At 61.1% G+C, this 15,912-nt stretch carries 20 protein-coding genes; 14 read left to right on the top strand and 6 right to left on the bottom strand.

The features are described from left to right. The first annotated feature begins 8 nt into the window (after window positions 1-8). The 5 genes from EGO55_RS00415 to EGO55_RS00395 all read left to right on the top strand — a co-directional run bounded on the left by EGO55_RS00415 (window position 9) and on the right by EGO55_RS00395 (window position 4,632). Window positions 9-680 carry a nitroreductase gene (locus EGO55_RS00415; protein WP_021689003.1) on the top strand — a complete coding sequence of 224 codons (672 nt, stop codon included), beginning with the start codon at window positions 9-11 and terminating at the stop codon, window positions 678-680. A gap of 15 nt (window positions 681-695) precedes the next feature. Continuing rightward, the gene (locus tag EGO55_RS00410; protein WP_021689002.1) at window positions 696-1,592 is read left to right on the top strand and encodes an EamA family transporter; all 897 of its coding nucleotides are present in this window, start codon (window positions 696-698) and stop codon (window positions 1,590-1,592) included. Window positions 1,593-1,637: 45 nt separating this feature from the next. Then, window positions 1,638-3,113, top strand: coding sequence for a cysteine--tRNA ligase (gene cysS, locus EGO55_RS00405; protein WP_021689001.1), 1,476 nt, complete (start codon window positions 1,638-1,640; stop codon window positions 3,111-3,113). After that, on the top strand, window positions 3,113-3,619 hold the full coding sequence (locus tag EGO55_RS00400; protein ID WP_021689000.1) for a DUF3828 domain-containing protein: 507 nt from the start codon (window positions 3,113-3,115) through the stop codon (window positions 3,617-3,619). The genes cysS and EGO55_RS00400 overlap by 1 nt, the downstream gene beginning before the upstream one ends. A gap of 68 nt (window positions 3,620-3,687) precedes the next feature. Beyond that, window positions 3,688-4,632 (top strand): D-2-hydroxyacid dehydrogenase, encoded by a 945-nt coding sequence (locus EGO55_RS00395; RefSeq protein ID WP_021688999.1) that lies wholly within the window; start codon window positions 3,688-3,690, stop codon window positions 4,630-4,632. A 5-nt stretch (window positions 4,633-4,637) separates the two neighbouring features. Here the strand turns inward: EGO55_RS00395 and EGO55_RS00390 are convergent, their stop codons facing one another. Then, window positions 4,638-4,991: a hypothetical protein gene (locus EGO55_RS00390; protein WP_021688998.1), complete on the bottom strand. Its 354-nt coding sequence runs from the start codon at window positions 4,989-4,991 to the stop codon at window positions 4,638-4,640. Next, a complete protein-coding gene (locus EGO55_RS00385) occupies window positions 4,981-5,184 on the bottom strand; it encodes a hypothetical protein (RefSeq protein WP_021688997.1) in 204 nt (67 codons plus the stop codon). Before EGO55_RS00385 ends, EGO55_RS00390 begins: the two co-directional genes overlap by 11 nt. 115 nt (window positions 5,185-5,299) lie before the next feature. On the opposite strand from EGO55_RS00385, the gene EGO55_RS00380 reads away from it, so the two are divergent. Beyond that, window positions 5,300-5,947: a S24 family peptidase gene (locus tag EGO55_RS00380; RefSeq protein ID WP_021688996.1), complete on the top strand. Its 648-nt coding sequence runs from the start codon at window positions 5,300-5,302 to the stop codon at window positions 5,945-5,947. A 74-nt stretch (window positions 5,948-6,021) separates the two neighbouring features. Next, entirely contained in the window at window positions 6,022-6,693 is a 672-nt protein-coding gene (locus tag EGO55_RS00375; RefSeq protein ID WP_210766606.1) for an MBL fold metallo-hydrolase, read from the top strand. Between the two features lie 21 nt (window positions 6,694-6,714). On the opposite strand, the gene EGO55_RS00370 is transcribed toward EGO55_RS00375, so the two are convergent. Next, window positions 6,715-7,107, bottom strand: a complete 393-nt coding sequence (locus EGO55_RS00370) for an MAPEG family protein (protein ID WP_021688994.1) — start codon at window positions 7,105-7,107, stop codon at window positions 6,715-6,717. A gap of 201 nt (window positions 7,108-7,308) precedes the next feature. Between EGO55_RS00370 and rpmF the strand changes: the two genes are divergently transcribed. From rpmF to EGO55_RS00345, 5 genes are all read left to right on the top strand, one after another. Beyond that, window positions 7,309-7,488 (top strand): 50S ribosomal protein L32, encoded by a 180-nt coding sequence (gene rpmF / locus EGO55_RS00365; protein WP_021688993.1) that lies wholly within the window; start codon window positions 7,309-7,311, stop codon window positions 7,486-7,488. 25 nt (window positions 7,489-7,513) lie between these two features. After that, window positions 7,514-8,590 carry a phosphate acyltransferase PlsX gene (gene plsX / locus EGO55_RS00360; RefSeq protein WP_021688992.1) on the top strand — a complete coding sequence of 359 codons (1,077 nt, stop codon included), beginning with the start codon at window positions 7,514-7,516 and terminating at the stop codon, window positions 8,588-8,590. Further along, on the top strand, window positions 8,587-9,555 hold the full coding sequence (locus EGO55_RS00355; RefSeq protein WP_021688991.1) for a beta-ketoacyl-ACP synthase III: 969 nt from the start codon (window positions 8,587-8,589) through the stop codon (window positions 9,553-9,555). The genes plsX and EGO55_RS00355 overlap by 4 nt, the downstream gene beginning before the upstream one ends. Window positions 9,556-9,709: 154 nt before the next feature. After that, a complete protein-coding gene (locus tag EGO55_RS00350; RefSeq protein ID WP_040715059.1) occupies window positions 9,710-10,006 on the top strand; it encodes an integration host factor subunit alpha in 297 nt (98 codons plus the stop codon). After that, entirely contained in the window at window positions 10,003-10,368 is a 366-nt protein-coding gene (locus tag EGO55_RS00345; RefSeq protein WP_021688989.1) for a MerR family transcriptional regulator, read from the top strand. The genes EGO55_RS00350 and EGO55_RS00345 overlap by 4 nt, the downstream gene beginning before the upstream one ends. An 84-nt stretch (window positions 10,369-10,452) precedes the next feature. Here EGO55_RS00345 and EGO55_RS00340 read toward each other — a convergent pair whose 3' ends face one another. Together EGO55_RS00340 and EGO55_RS00335 are read right to left on the bottom strand one after the other, a co-directional pair. After that, window positions 10,453-11,001, bottom strand: coding sequence for a SixA phosphatase family protein (locus tag EGO55_RS00340; RefSeq protein WP_021688988.1), 549 nt, complete (start codon window positions 10,999-11,001; stop codon window positions 10,453-10,455). A 10-nt stretch (window positions 11,002-11,011) separates the two neighbouring features. Then, complete coding sequence (locus EGO55_RS00335; RefSeq protein ID WP_021688987.1) at window positions 11,012-13,798, bottom strand: ATP-dependent DNA helicase; 2,787 nt, start codon at window positions 13,796-13,798, stop codon at window positions 11,012-11,014. A 168-nt stretch (window positions 13,799-13,966) separates the two neighbouring features. Between EGO55_RS00335 and EGO55_RS00330 the strand changes: the two genes are divergently transcribed. Together EGO55_RS00330 and EGO55_RS00325 are read left to right on the top strand one after the other, a co-directional pair. Beyond that, complete coding sequence (locus EGO55_RS00330) at window positions 13,967-14,569, top strand: PadR family transcriptional regulator (RefSeq protein WP_210766605.1); 603 nt, start codon at window positions 13,967-13,969, stop codon at window positions 14,567-14,569. Beyond that, on the top strand, window positions 14,566-14,856 hold the full coding sequence (locus EGO55_RS00325) for a DUF2218 domain-containing protein (RefSeq protein ID WP_021688985.1): 291 nt from the start codon (window positions 14,566-14,568) through the stop codon (window positions 14,854-14,856). Before EGO55_RS00330 ends, EGO55_RS00325 begins: the two co-directional genes overlap by 4 nt. A 20-nt stretch (window positions 14,857-14,876) precedes the next feature. Here EGO55_RS00325 and EGO55_RS00320 read toward each other — a convergent pair whose 3' ends face one another. After that, on the bottom strand, window positions 14,877-15,752 hold the full coding sequence (locus tag EGO55_RS00320; RefSeq protein ID WP_021688984.1) for a mechanosensitive ion channel family protein: 876 nt from the start codon (window positions 15,750-15,752) through the stop codon (window positions 14,877-14,879). Between the last annotated feature and the right edge of the window lie 160 nt (window positions 15,753-15,912).

The following is a 15,912-nucleotide window of genomic DNA, read 5'->3' as shown; positions in this document are numbered from 1 at the left end:
GCATAGGGATGAACGCAGGGAGTGTAACGGAAGCGGTAGGGACCAGGCGATCGGTCCGGGCGTTTCTGGACAAGTCGGTTTCGCTCGAAACGGTTCGCGACATTCTGGACAAGGCACGCTTTGCACCGTCCGGCTGTAACTATCAGCCATGGGAAGCGAGCGTGCTGACCGGTGCGCCGCTGCGTGCGCTGCGTGACCAGATGCACGCCACCCCGCCACAAGACCCGATCGAATACGATTTTTCCGCGCCCAGCGCTTCACCGGAACATCATGCCCGTCTGCATCAGCTGGGGGCGACCATGTATTCCGCGATGGGGATTGGCCGCGATGACGCTGACGGGCGTGCCCGCTTCATGGCGGACAACATTGAATCGTTCGGCGCACCCGTGCTGCTGGTCTGCTATTTTCCGCGCCTGATGAAGGAGCCGCAGTGGTCCGATGTCGGCATGTGGCTGCAGACGATCATGCTGCTGGCGCGCGAAGCGGGTCTCGATACCTGCCCGCAGGAATTTCATTCGCTGCATGCCCGCCTGATCAAGGCCTATCTCGGGGTGAACGACGCGACCCATATCTTCTTTTGCGGCATGGCTATCGGTTATCGCGACACGGCGGCGCCGGTGAACAATTTTGCCCGTGAACGGGTCGCGCTGGACAATCACGTGCAGTTTCTGGGTTTCTGATCCGAAACAGCGCGCATGTTGTGGATTCCGATCACATTCGCGGCCTGTCTGGCCCAGGTGCTGCGCAATGGGGCGCAGGCTTCGTTGACCGGCAAGATCGGGACATTGGGGGCAACGCAGGTCCGGTTTGTGTTCGGGCTGCCGTTTGCGTTGCTGTTCCTGCTGATCGGGCTGGGTGTCACCGGCGAAAGCTTGCCAGGGCTTAACCGGGTGGCGCTGGCCTGGGGCGCATTGGGCGCGGTTGCCCAGATTGCCGCCACGGCGCTGATGCTGCTGGTGATGCATCGCCGGGCCTTTGGCGTGGCTTACGCCTATATCAAGACGGAGCCGGTGATCGTCGCCTTGCTCGGGGTTCTGCTGCTGGGCGATCACTTGCCGTTGCTGGGCTGGATCGCGGTTGCGCTGGTCACGGCGGGCGTGGTGCTGGCATCGGTCAAACCCGGTGAATTTTCGCAGTTGCTGCGGGAAAAAGGGATGATTGCCGCTGGTGTGACAGCGGGGGGATTGTTCGGGCTTTCCGCGATTGCCTTTCGCGGCGCGATTACCGGCCTTGACGGAGGCGGCTATGTGATCCGGTCATTGACCATGCTGGTGATCACTCTGGCCATTCAGGCAGGACTGCTCGGGCTATGGCTGGCGCTGCGCGATCGCGCGGCCTTTGCCGGGTCGCTGCGGGAATGGCGGCAGAGCATTGGCGCGGGATTTCTGGGGGCCCTGGCATCGGCCTGTTGGTTCACGGCATTTTCGCTGACTGCGGCGGCCAATGTACGCACCTTGGCGCTGGTGGAGATGCCTTTTGCGGCTTTGCTCTCCGGAAAACTCACCGGCAAAGGTGTGGCGCGGCATGAATGGATCGGGCTGACGCTGGTCATGCTGGGGGTGGGCTTGCTGTTGTGGTCAGTTGCCCGGTGATCTTGCCCGCTTGACCTTTGGAAGGCGGTGCGTAAGTCCGGCCCCATGCAAGACACCGCGCCTCTGAAGCTGTTCAACAGCCTGACCCGCCAGCTCGAAACGTTTGAGCCCGTCCACCCAGGCGAAGCGCGCGTCTATTCCTGCGGCCCGACAGTCTACAACTATCCGCATATCGGCAATATGCGTGCCTATGTCTTCGCCGATCTGCTGGGCCGCACACTCAGCTGGAACGGATACAAGCTGACCCATGTCATCAATATCACCGATGTCGGCCATCTGACGGATGACGCCGATGCCGGGGAAGACAAGATGGAGAAGATGGCCGCCGAACGGGCGCAGTCCATCTGGGACATCGCCCAGCATTATACCGAGGCCTATTGGGCCGATATCCGGGCGCTTAATATCCGGCAGCCTGCGGAATGGACGATCGCCACCGATTACGTTCCGCAGATGATCGCCTTCGCGCAATCGATTGCCGAAAAGCACTGCTACGAATTGGACAGCGGCCTCTATTTCGATGTTTCCAGCGTGGCCGATTACGGGCGGCTGGCCCGTGCGGCTTCTGATGATGAAGGTGAAGGGCGGATCGAGAAGGTGGAGGGTAAACGCCATGCCGCCGACTTCGCGATCTGGCGCAAGACACCGGCAGGTGAAACGCGCCAGATGGAATGGGATTCACCCTGGGGCCGGGGCGCGCCGGGCTGGCATCTCGAATGCTCGGTCATGTCGGGGGCGGTGCTCGGTTTTCCGTTCGATATCCACACGGGCGGGATCGATCATCGCGAAATCCACCATCCCAACGAAATCGCACAGAATCAGGCCTACTGCTGCACCAATGGGCTGGATGTGCCCGCCAACAGCGGAGCCCGGTTGTGGATGCACAACAATTTCCTGGTCGAACGCAGCGGCAAGATGAGTAAGTCGAGCGGAGAATTCCTTCGGCTGCAATTGCTGATCGACAAGGGATACCATCCGCATGCCTACCGCATGATGTGCCTGCAGGCGCATTATCGCAGCGAACTGGAATTCAGCTGGGAAGGGCTGGGGGCTGCGCTGACCCGGCTGAAGCGGCTGTTGGCCGCCGCACGCACGGTGATTGACGACATCCCCGACGGGGCGACGCGCGCGGCAACGGCCGCCGTGGTGACGCATCCCAAACTGACCCCACTGCTCGAGAAATTCGATGCGGCGCTGGCCGACGATCTCAATACCCCTGTCGCCCTGACGGTGCTGGAAGAAGTGGTGAGCGTGAAGAAAGTCGACGCTGCGCAAAAAGCGGCGTTGATCGGTGCGATGATGGCGGCGCTCGGCATTGCCCTGCCGCTACGCGAGGATCTGCGGATTCGGCCGCGAATTGCACAGATGGATGAAGCAGAGATTGACCTTGCTCTCGAACGGCGCAAAATTGCCCGCGCAGACAAGGACTTCGCAACATCCGATGCCATTCGCGATGAACTGGCGGGCAAAGGTGTCGACATCATGGATGGCGATCCGTTGGGTTGGGAATGGAAGCTGGGATAATGCGAATTTTCTCCCTTTGCGCAGCCGCAGCACTGGCACTGGCCCCTATGGCTCTCCATGCCGGAGACAGGGAAGACCTCACGGCCGCCGCGCATGCCGCCTTTGCCAGTTACCTTGATGATGGCGACGATAACCCGGTTGCGGATTGGGAACGGCCGATATTTTCGACTGAAACGACCAAATTGATCGCGGCGTGGGAAAAGGGGCTCAGCGGCGATGAGGTGGAAGACCTCAACGGGGGCGGCTGGTTCTGTGACTGTCAGGATTTCGATTCGGCACTGTTCAAGCTGGCCCTGGCGCCGCATTTCACCGAGGGGCAAGCCACTGCCACCGTCGATGCAAAAGTCGATCTGGGGTTTGGCGGCCCACCGCGCGCCATGCAACTGGCCATGGTCAAGGAAGGCGGCAAGTGGCTGATCGATGACCTGACGTATGATTCCATGGCCAAGGGTGTGAAGGCGGCCTTGCGCGATGCCATTGCCGCGCATCGCAAGGCCGGACGGTAAAATATCGGGCGGAAAGGATTTTTCCCGGCCACTCGACTTTGCCCGGATGCCCCGGCTAAGCTGCTGGCATGACTATCGCTGTATTTCCCGGCCAGATCAGGCCTCTGGTCGAAGGGCGTTTGCCGGATTGGCTCGATGCCCGTTTTTTCAACACCGGTGATGAACTGGTCGCTCTGGCGGCAGACGCCGAAATCGGCTGGTTCGATTATTTCAACGAAGGCATCGGCCCCATGCTGGAAGCCTTCCAGCGCGCGGAAAAGCTGCGTTGGCTGATCACGATGAGCGCCGGGCTCGATTATATGCCGCTGGATATGCTGACCGGACGCGGGGTGATGATCACCAAGGGATCGGGGCTCACCTCCGCACCGATCGCGGAATATACCGTCATGGGCATGCTGGCGCTGGCCAAGGGATTTCGGCAGGTGCTCCATGCGCAGGACCGGCGCGAATGGTTGCAGGATTCACCGGGCAAGCGGCAGTTGGCGGGCAGCCGGGCTCTGATTGTGGGGTTCGGGGCTATTGGGCGCGAACTGGCCCGCCGTCTGACGGCCTTCGATGTGGAGGTCGTGGGGGTGACCCGTTCGGGCGGCGATGGGCTGCTCGGTCTCGATGACTGGCGTCCCCGTCTGGGCGAATTCGACTGGGTCATTCTGGCTGCTCCTGCCACTGCCGATACCCGCCACATGATCGGTGCCGAGGAATTGGCTGCGATGAAATCCGACGCCATTCTGGTGAATATCGCGCGCGGTACGCTGGTGGATCAGCAGGCGCTGACGGAGGCGTTGGCGGACATGCGGATCGGCGGAGCCATGCTGGACGTTACCGAGCCTGAACCCTTGCCTGCCGATGATCCGCTGTGGTCGTTCGACAACGTGCATATTACCATGCACCTGACCGGTCGGTCGCAGACCAGCGCGTTTGCCGATACGACCGAGCGGCTTCTGGCCAATCTGGACATCTACCGCTCGGGCCAGCCGCCCCGGCCACTGTTCGATCCTGCTCTGGGCTACTGACGCCATCAGGCATCGTCCAGAAGCAGGATTTCCACTGTCACGATCAGCCGGGCATCGGGCGCAAGCCGATGGTCCACCGCCACCACCTGCGCCTCTGCCACGAGTTGGCCGGGCAGTGTGAACTCGTGCTCGGGAAGGGCATCGATGAATTCCTCCCCGGTTGCGATGGCGGGGCACCCTTCGAACAGCAACATGATGCGGTGCCGCGCACCGGCGAAGGTGATGCTCGCCCACGGGATTTCCTTGTGGGACAGGATGTGGCCCTGATGACGTGCCAGTGCCACCACGCTGTCGCACAGGCGATCGGCGATGGTGCGGCGGCGCACGCGGGGGACGGAGACAATTGTTTCAGCGCGCATGGGTAGGGCTTCCTGCTTCCGAAGATGTGTAAATGTTCATGAAATGTTCCACCTGTTTTTCCACGCGTTCGCGGGGGATTCGTCCGTTGCGGAGGTCGAGCACGAAACGGGGGTCATGCGTCGCGAGGCGACCGAACTTCGTGGCCGGCATGCCGGTCTGGCGCAGAAACTTTTCAATCTTCCGGATCAACATGCGTCCTCCCCAACTGGCGATTCGTGATGCCGGATTCGTCGCCCGTGAAATCCTACTTGTCTAGGAAAAATCCTATGTGTAGGAAGGAAAAATGATAAGTGCCTAGGAACACACTATGTCTGATGCGCGCAATCGATTGCTGGAACTGGCGGAGAAGGGTCAGGTCAGCCTGACGGCCTTGTCCGAGATGATCGGGCGTAACCCATCGTATTTGCAGCAGTATATTCGAAAGGGAAGCCCGCGAAAGCTGGATGAGGGGGATCGCCGAACACTGGCGGGCTATTTCGGCGTGCGCGAATCGGAACTGGGCGGGGCAGAGGATATTTCCCGCGAGGACACCGCGAATCGCCTCAGGGCCCAGGATTGGGTTGCCGTGCCAAGACTGGCACTGGGGGCATCGGCCGGCCCGGGGGCGCTGGCGGGTGAGGAACTGCCTTTCGACAGTTTCGGCTTTTCCCGGCGCTGGTTGCGGGAACAGGGCCTGAAACAGGGCGACCTTTCGCTGATTTCGGTCATGGGCGATTCGATGGAGCCATTGTTGCGCGATGGGGATGAAATCCTCGTCGATCATTCCTGGCGCCCGCTGCGCGATGGCGTGCATGTCCTGCGGCTTGGCGACGCCCTGCATGTCAAACGTGTGCAGCAGGGGCAGGCCGGGGAAATACGCTTGATAAGCGTGAACGAATCCTACCCGCCGATCGATGTCGCCCTGACGGATATCGAGGTGATCGGCCGCGTGGTCTGGAAAGGCGGGCGGCTGTAACCTGAGGGGATACACGGTGTGGGTTGCGATGCAGGGCGCTTGCAATCGTATCGCGCTGACGCCACATCCGGGCCATGTCCGATAGACCTGAACCTCCGATGCGTGCGGCGATCATCCCCGTTACGCCCCTCCAGCAGAATTGTTCGCTGATCTGGTGCACCAAGACCATGAAGGGGGCGCTGATCGATCCGGGCGGCGATCTCGACCGGCTCAAGGCGGCTGTGGAAAAGGCTGGCGTGACACTCGAGAAACTGCTCGTCACGCATGGTCATCTCGATCATTGCGGGCAGACCGGCATTCTCGCGAAAGAGCTCGGACTCGAAATCGAGGGGCCGCACGAAGCGGATCGTTTCTGGATCGCGCGCCTGGGCGATGATGGCGCGCAATACGGCATGCATGGCGAAGTGTTCGAACCCAACCGCTGGCTTGTCGATGGGGACAAGGTGACGGTGGGTGATCTTGAACTGGATGTGATCCATTGCCCGGGGCACACGCCGGGGCATGTCGTGTTCTATCACGCGCCTTCACAGTTTGCGGTGGTGGGTGACGTTTTGTTTCAGGGATCGATCGGTCGCACGGATTTTCCGCTCGGCAATCATCAGGATCTGCTCGATTCGATCACGCAGAAGCTCTGGCCGCTGGGCCAGGATGTGACATTTATCCCCGGCCATGGTGCGGTCAGCACATTCGGTCAGGAACGGCGGACCAATCCGTTCGTAGCGGATTCGGTGATGGCGCGCGCCTGAGCGCGCGCCACACGTTGATCCTCAGAATTTTCCCAGCGATATCAGGACTGCCATGGTGGCCAGTCCAATCAGTGTCAGCATGGTGACCATGGTGCCGCCCGCACGCAGGACGTTGGCGCCGTCGCGGTCCATTCCGAACGGATGCGCCACGCGCGCCAGCAGGTAAACGGCGGCGACCAGCGCAAGCCATGTGCCGCCTTTTCCGGTCAGTTCGATCGCGCCAATCAGGATCAGCACCAGCGGTGCGTTTTCAATGAAGTTCGAATGGGCCCGCATGCGTCGGCCCAGAAGCACGTTGCCGCCGTCCCCATGGGCAACCTTGGCGGATACGCGGATCTGCGCGCAGCGGATCATAAGCCAGAGATTGATGATGGCCGCTGCGGCCGCGGCGCTCAGAGTAGTGGTCAGAATCATGCAGGCCCCCTCATTGTTGTTGGCAGACAGAGCTAGCAAGCGTCAGGCGGTGCTTGCAACCTTCGGGAAATTCGCTATAGGCCGCGCCTTCGTCGCCGGATGAACCGCTGTGATGCATGGGGCCAACACGGGCTTGTGCATTCTCGGAGCATCGCCTAGGGCGGCTTCAATATAGTCTAGTTTGCAGGAACAGGTGCCGAAATGGCTGTCCCCAAGAGAAAAGTATCGCCTCACCGTCGGGGCAACCGTCGCGCTCATGATGCTCTGAAAGTGGAAGCTTTCCATGAGTGTTCGAACTGTGGCGAACTGAAGCGTCCGCACAATCTTTGCTCGCACTGCGGGCACTATAACGGCCGCGAAATCCTCGCAGTGGGGCTCTGAGCCTCTTTAACCGGAGTACGCTGACATGAGTCTGCCGCGTATCGCCGTCGATGCGATGGGCGGGGATGAAGGTGTCCGTGTGATGGTTGAAGGCGCTGCGCTCGCGCGGCGCCACCACGACCGGTTCAAATTTCTGCTTGTCGGGGATGAGGCGCGCATCAAGCGTGCGCTCGAAAATCATCCTAACATGCATGCGGCCTCCGAAATCCTCCATGCGGAGGATGTCGTTTCCGGTGATGAGAAGCCTACGCAGGCATTGCGTCGCGCCAGAACCACATCGATGGGGCTGGCGATCAATGCTGTGAAGCAGGGTGATGCTGGCGCTGCGGTCAGTGCCGGCAATACCGGTGCCCTGATGGCGATGGCCAAGCTCGCCCTGCGCACGATGCCCGGGATCGATCGGCCTGCGCTTGCGGCGCGTATTCCCACATTGGGCGAAAATGACGTGATCATGCTCGACCTCGGTGCCAATACCGAGTGCGATGCCCGTAATCTCGTGCAGTTCGCTGTCATGGGTGCGGCCTATTCGCGGATCATTACCGGCCTTGATGCACCGCGTGTGCGATTGCTGAATATCGGCACCGAGGAAATCAAGGGGACGGACGAGTTGCAGAAGGCGGCTGCGCATCTGCGTGCCGCCACGGGTCTTTCCTTGCATTTCGAAGGCTTCGTCGAAGCCGACAAGATCAATCGCGGCGATGTCGAAGTGGTTGTGACTGATGGTTTCTCCGGCAATATTGCGTTGAAGGCGCTGGAAGGCGCCGCACGCTTTGTTGGCGATCTGCTCAAACGGAGCTTCCGCAGTTCGTTGCGTTCGAAGTTCGGTTTTCTGATTTCGCGCCCGGCGACGGAATTGATTCGTCATCATCTTGATCCGAACAATCATAATGGCGCTGTGTTTTTGGGGCTCAACGGCATTGTCGTGAAGAGCCACGGCAGTGCCAATGCAGCCGGGGTGGCCAACGCGGTCGCCGTGACGGCCCGTCTTCTTGAGGAAAATCTCACGGAACGGATCATGGCTGATCTTGCGGAACTCCAGACCGGGGCCGTAAATGGGCAAGCTGGCGCAAGTGCCGGCCAACAGGGAGACGCTTCGAAGTGATCCGTTCGATCGTGCGTGGTAGCGGTTCGGCCCTGCCGAAGCGTTTGGTGACCAATGCAGAACTGGCCGCGAAGGTGGATACCAGCGATGAATGGATTGTCGAACGCACCGGCATTCGTCAGCGTTACATCGCTGATGACAGCGAAACGACATCGAGCTTGGCGATAGAGGCTGCGCGAAACGCTCTTGAAGCGGCGCAGTTCGATCCGAAATCGATTGATCTGATCGTGCTGGCGACCGCGACCCCTGACCAGACTTTCCCGTCGTCCGCGTCGCTGGTTCAGGCGGCCCTGGGGTGCAACGGCGGGGCGGCCTTCGATGTCGCCGCCGTATGCTCCGGTTTCCTTTACGCGCTGGGTGTGGTCGATTCGATGCTGCGCACCGGCATGGCAAAGCGCGCGCTGGTGATCGGTTCGGAAACGTTCAGCCGCATTCTCGATTGGGAAGACCGGACAACCTGCGTCCTGTTCGGTGACGGCGCCGGGGCATTGGTGTTGGAAGCGGCCGAGGTTGCCGATAACGATGGTCCGGGCATTCTTGCCACGCGGCTGCATGCCGACGGGGATCATAACGCTCTTCTGTATGTCGATGGCGGCCCATCGACCACGCAGACAGTCGGGAAGCTGCGGATGAAGGGGCGCGAGGTCTTCCGTCATGCCGTGGTGAACCTAGCGGAAGTCTTGCAGGAAGTGCTTGAGGATGCGGGTATTGGCGCGTCCGATCTCGACTGGGTCGTGCCGCATCAGGCCAACGCACGTATCCTTGATGCCACCGCAAAGAAATTGGGTCTGCCGCCTGAGAAAGTTATCAAGACTGTAGAGCAGCATGCCAATACTTCGGCTGCATCTGTTCCGCTGGCATTCGATACAGCGGTGCGAGATGGTCGCATAAAGCCCGGCGATCTTGTGATGCTTGAGGCGATGGGCGGCGGTTTTACGTGGGGTGCGAGCCTTTTGCGCGTCTAGTTCTGCCACCGAGATTTTGGTTCGCGACTGGCGCATGATACCCAACTAATAGTTATGCTCTAAATAATCGTCTTTCTACCATTGATATGTTGCGCAAAATGCGTAGTCTACATGGCAGGGAAGGGTTGAAACTATTTAAGGGTATGACCGTATGATGCGTTCGGTGGGCACGCTCACTCGCGCTGATTTGGCAGAGGCGATTAATCGCAAGGTCGGCCTGTCGCGCGCGGAGTCTCTCGCTCTGGTCGAGTCTATTCTCGATCGTATGAGTGGTGCCATGACAGATGGCGAGAATGTGAAGATATCGGGCTTTGGTACGTTTATCTTGCGGGACAAGAACGAACGTGTCGGGCGCAATCCGAAAACCGGGATCGAGGTGCCAATTACGCCGCGCCGGGTCCTGACTTTCCGCGCAAGCCAGATTCTGAAGGACAGGATTCTGACGGCATGACCGATCTCCTCGACCTGCGCTTTGCCGATGGCAAAGATGCAGGTGCGTTGCGGACTATTGGTGAAGTGGCAAAAGCGCTGGACATTGCGCCGCATGTCCTGCGCTACTGGGAACAGCAGTTTCCCATGCTCAAGCCAGTAAAACGCAGCGGGGGGCGACGGTACTATCGGGCGCAGGATATCACGCTCATTGAAACGATCGACCGTCTGGTCAATCGTGAAGGCTATACGCTCAAAGGCGCGAAAAAGGCGCTGACCGGCGGGGCGGTTGAAGAGATCGCTCCCATGGAATTATCGGCAGCCGATCTGCTGCCGCGCCTGCGTGCCTTGCGCACCCAACTGGCAAACGCTCTGGAAGCCTGAATTGAACCCACTGCCGCGTGTATAACGTGGCAGTGACGTTCCCGTGCAGGTTCTGCCTTTCTGGCGAACCAATCCACTGACGATCTAGTAGAGTTCGGTTTCAGGGCCGAGCGTGGTGTCAAAATCACGCGGCCGGGCGAAATGGACCAGTTTGCCACAGCCACTGTCGATATCGCGCCATGCGTCGATATCCAGTTCGAGTACGGCGAATGCCGCTGTCGGAAATTTGCGCACTGCCTCGTCAAATTTGCGATCCTGTGCATGATCGGGAACGAGTTCGAACAGCATGTCCTGCAAGCCGGGATTGTGCCCGACCAGCAGGATATTGTCGGCATCGGGTTCGGCATGGCGCAAGACGTCCAGCATGACCGGTGCGCTGGCCAGATAAAGGCGTTCATCCCAGATAAGGGGGCTGTCGCGCCCGATAAATTCCAGCGCGCTTTCCAAAGTCTGGCGCACGCGTTGGGCAGGGCTTGCGAAAAGCACGTCCCAGTCGACCCCGAATTTTGCAATGTGGCGGCCCATCAGCACCGCCCCCTTGCGGCCGCGCGCATTCAGCCCGCGGTCGAAATCACGAAGGTCCGTGTCCTCCCACGAGGACTTTGCATGTCTTAAAAGCCCGAGCCGTTTCACGCTCTTCCTGTCACCCTTCGTCCCGCGCGGCCTGCACGCCGGTTGCCTTCTGCGCCGTGGCCGTTCGTAAATCGTCGCTCGAGCAAACACCGGCAGCGATCCGTTGTAAAGCCTCATCCAGCGTCAATCTGATGACAGGTGTCCCCTTTGGAAAAGCGGACAGCAGGCGACTGGGAAATGCAGCTGACAAAACCACGAAATGCCCGTGATCGTCCTTGGTGCGGATCAGGCGACCGAAACCCTGGGCCAGACGGGCGCGAATGATCCGGTCGTCGTGCGAAGAACCACCGTTCACTGCGCGTCGTGCGCGGTGCAGGATCGATGGTTTGGGCCAGGGGACTTGTTCCATGACCACGCAACGGAGCGAATGGCCGGGCACGTCCACGCCATCGCGGAGGGCATCGGTGCCCAGCAGCGAGGCATGGGGATCGTCCCGAAAAATATCCACAAGCGTGCCTGTGTCGATGGGATCGACATGTTGCGCGTAGAGCGGCAGGCCAGCCCGTGCGAGCCGGTCGGCAATGCGCCCATGCACTGCGCGCAGGCGTCGGATCGCGGTAAACAGCCCCAGAACGCCGCCCTGAGCCGCCTCGATCAGGCGAGCATAAGCCCCCGCCAGAGCGGGAATATCCCCCTTTTTGATATCGGTGACGATCAGCACTTCGGCCTGAGCAGCATAGTCGAACGGGCTTTCCGCCGCACACAGGCGGGGCGATGCCTCGATATGCGGTGCGCCCGATCGGGCCACGGCATTTTGCCAATCATCCTCGTCATGCCCGCTGCGATCGGTCAGTGTGGCACTGGTCAGCATCACCCCATGCGCCGGTTCGAGCACGACACGCGCAAACGGTTTCATAGGATCGAGCCAGCGGCGATGGATGCCCATGTCGAATTCGCGCGCTTCCGAACGGTCGACCGCCAGCCAGTCCACGAAATCGGGATCGGCGGGGCCGCCCAGCCGGTTCAGCAGCGCCTCCCATGCGGCGATAAGATCGATCCGCCAGCCGAGCGAATGACGCGCGCCTTCGATCCGGGCGCGCCCTTGTCCATCGAGCCAGTCAGGCGGCTCTTCCAGTAAAGCTTCCAGCCTGCCTGTGAGCTTCATCAAGGGGTGGCGCAGATCGGCCAAAGCAGCCTGAGCCTGCCCGGCCAGCTCGACAAAGTTCCCGTCGAGCTGCGCCGCTTCGGTTTCCAGGCCGTAGCCCGCTTCCTGTCCGCCGCTTTCATCGCGGGCATAAGTTACGGAACGCACGGCCCCCAGCAGGCTTTCCAGCGGGCCGGACGGGGCGTTGTCATGCAGGCGTTGCAACCACCCATCGGCGGGCAGGGCTTCCGCCGCCTCGCGTGCGGCCACAATCGCCCGGGCGCCCTGTTCGTCATAGGACGAGACATCCGCCAGACGCGCAGCCAGTCCGCGTCGTCGCCCTTTCGAACCGCGTTCCGGGCCTATGACCCAGCGCCGCAGTTCGATCGCTTCGGCCCCGGTCAGCGCGGCGGCAAAGGTCGAATCCGCCGCTTCGAAAACGTGGTGGCCTTCATCGAAGATGATACGGGTGGGGCGTTGCGCATGATCCCGGCCACGCGCTGCGTTGACCATGACCAGCGCATGATTGGCAATCACCAGATCGGCCTGTGCCGATGCCCGCGCCGAACGTTCGATGAAGCATTTGCGGTAATGCGGACAACCGGCATAGACGCATTCGCCGCGCTGATCGGTCAGGGCCTTGATCCCGCGCTGGCGGAACAGTGTGCCAAGCCAGCCCGGAAGATCGCCGCCGATCATGTCACCGTCTTGCGTGTAGGCCGCCCAGCGCGCGACCAGTTGGGCCATGATGGCGGCGCGCCCGCCGAACCCGCCTTGCAGCGCATCTTCCAGATTGAGCAGGCACAGGTAGTTTTCGCGCCCTTTGCGAACCACCACCCGCTGGTTTGCCTGCGGTGCGGCGTCGGGCGCACCGTCCTGCCACACCCGGCGGCTTTCCTGGCGCAGCTGGCGTTGCAGGTTCTTGGTATAAGTGGAGACCCAGATCGTCCCCCCGGATCGTTCTGCCCAGAGCGACGCCGGTGCGAGATATCCCAGCGTCTTGCCGGTGCCTGTGCCTGCCTGGGCCAGCAGCAGATGCGGCGCACCCGGACGCTGACGAGGGGCAAAGGCATGCGCCGCCTGTCGGGCGTAGTCCTGCTGCCCAGGGCGCACTTCCGCATCGCGCCCGGTCAGCGCGGCGAGCTGTGCATCGATGTCTTCGGCAGACAGCGTGACTTGTGCGGGCTGCGGGCGTTCGGGGGCTTCGTCCCATTCGGGCAGGCGCGAGAATAGCCAGCGTTCGGCACGATCAGGCTGCGCAATATGCGGGGCGATCACCGGCGCCCAGGGCCAGCGCAGACGGCCGAGCGATTGCAGCACGCTCCACGCGCCTTCGCGTTCGGGCCACGCGCTGTCTTCACAATGCGCCAGCAGTTCGGCCGCCGCGCTTTGCAGCAGGGCGGGCACCGCATCGTCGCTGGCGGGTGGTTGCAGCCCCAGCGCAAAGGCCAGTCCTTTCGGCGTGGGCACACAGAAACGGGCGGGGTGAACGAACGCAAACAGTTCCAGCAGATCGAGGCCCGACAGGTCGGGATAGCCGAGCCGCGTGGCGATGAGCGGGGCGTTAAGCAGCAGGAGCGGTGTGTCGGCGGCGGCAACGATGGCCTCACCTTTGCCGATGGCGCGGGTTTCCCCATCGGCATGGCGCAGCCAGCAGCCGCCATGGCTGGCATGCAGCGCGGGAAGGGGAAGAGGGGTGGCGGAACAAGCCATTGCCCTTGCGATAGGCTGTCGGAGCGGGGCTGGGCAAGCGGGCAATGCCGCACAGCACACCGTTTAATCGGACATGTGCCGCTCGCTTGAATTTTTTTGCATGCCTCCCCTTGCAGGAACTTTTACAAGATATATCTTAGAGCGGTCTTGATAAAAGGAGATTGTATTTTGAGATCAGGATCACACCATCGTGGTATGCGCGGCGCAGGCCGCAACAAGGGCGAATCCTTCGACGGTTCGCATGAAGAAGTCGGATTTGGCGGTGGACGCCGTGGTCGTGGCGGCCATGCAGGCCATGGCGGACGCCGGCGGCGGCTGTTCGATTCCGCGGAATTGCAATTGCTTCTGCTCAGTCTTGCCGGGGAACAGCCCGCGCATGGCTATGAATTGATACGCGGCATCGAGGCGCGCTCCAATGGCGGTTATTCGCCCAGTCCGGGCGTGGTCTATCCTGCGCTGACATTCATGGAAGAAGCCGGGCTGCTCGAAGCCGTGCAGGATGGGGCCCGCAAAAACTATCGCGCCACAGAAGAAGGCAAAGCGCATATCGCGGCCAATGCCGATGCCGTGGCGCATGTGCAGGCGCGGCTCACCTCGCTGGCGCAAGTGCGCGAACGCACCGATGGGGCGCCCATTCGCCGGGCGATGCAGAACCTCAAGACCGCGATTTTCGACCGCCTGTCGCAAGATCAGGTCGACCGCGAAACCATTTTGCGCGTTGCCGGGTTCATCGACGATGCGGCGCGTAACATAGAAAGGATCGATGTATGACGACCATTGTCGCCCATGTGCCCACCGCCAATGGCGGAAAGTACGTGCGCCAGTTGTGCAAGCATTGGTCGCACAAGCTCGAGATCGCGTTGGATGGCGACCGGGGCGTGGTGCGCTTCCCCAGCGCCGTGGCAACGATGACGGGCGACCCGCAGGGCATTCGCATCGAACTGTCCGCCGACGACGCGGAAACGGCCGAACGGATGAAAGGCGTGATCGAAAGCCATCTGGATCGCTTTGCTTTCCGCGAGGCGCCGCTGGCTTACGAGTGGACTGCTGGCGCCTGAGCGCGCCAGCATCCTCCTGCCTAGGCCGGATTGCCTTCGGGAAGCTGTAACGGGCGGGCCTGTTCTTCGAAGGCGATGCGCGTCACATCGGAACTGGATAGTGCGATATCCGCATCTTCGAGGGCTTTCTTGATCGCGAAGATGACCCGGCTTTTCACCGCCGGAAAGTCATTATCGGCGGTGTTTGTCCACCACTGGACCAGAAAATCGATGGAACTGCTGCCGAACTGCTGCGCGTAAACGCCTGTTGGCATATCGTGATTGATCCCGTCCACACCATCCAGCGCCTTGCGGATCGTCCGTTCGGCCTGTGGCAGGTCGCAGTCGTTGGCAATCTTGATCACCAGTTCGTTGCGGCGGACCGGGGTATCCGTCACGATCTTGACCGGGTTCTTGAACATCATTGCATTCGGCAGGATCGTCAGTTCGTTGGACTGTTGCCGGATATGGGTTTCGCGCAGGGTGATCTTCTCGACCTTGCCGATAATCCCGTTGGCTTCGACCAGATCGCCGATCTGCATCTTGTCGCGCAGCATGATCAGCACGCCTGCCAGGAAATTCTCGAGAATGTCCTGAAAGGCGAACCCGATGGCGACGGCGCCAACGCCGAGACCGGCAATCAGGCTGGCCGGGGTGAGGCCGGGCATGACCACCGTGGCGGCAATCAGCAGGCCGAAAATCCAGATGGCGAGGCGCACCAGCGTTTCGATCAATTGCCGCAAATCGGCGCGAAGGGCCGTGCGGCGGGTAATGCGATTGGCGATATGGACCGAAAAACGCGCGACCATCCAGGTCAGCATGATGACCAGAAGGGAAATCACCAGATTGGGTAATGTCGCAACGAAGCCGTCGATCATGGAATCGACCTGCTTCTGTAGCGTCTCAATGTAATGCAAAACCAATTCTCCGTTTATTGCCGGAAAGACGGCGATTTGCGTCGATAACCGATGTGGGGCGGTAATCGTTCCACGGCCCATCGCCTAGTCGCCGGGATAGGCCGGAAAAGCCGCGATTTGATGCTGCAACGGGCAGGGATGGGCCAAATGCGCTTGCGAA

Source organism: Caenibius tardaugens NBRC 16725, from assembly GCF_003860345.1.
GTDB lineage: Bacteria > Pseudomonadota > Alphaproteobacteria > Sphingomonadales > Sphingomonadaceae > Caenibius > Caenibius tardaugens.
This window is presented reverse-complemented; position numbering and strand designations above follow the sequence as displayed.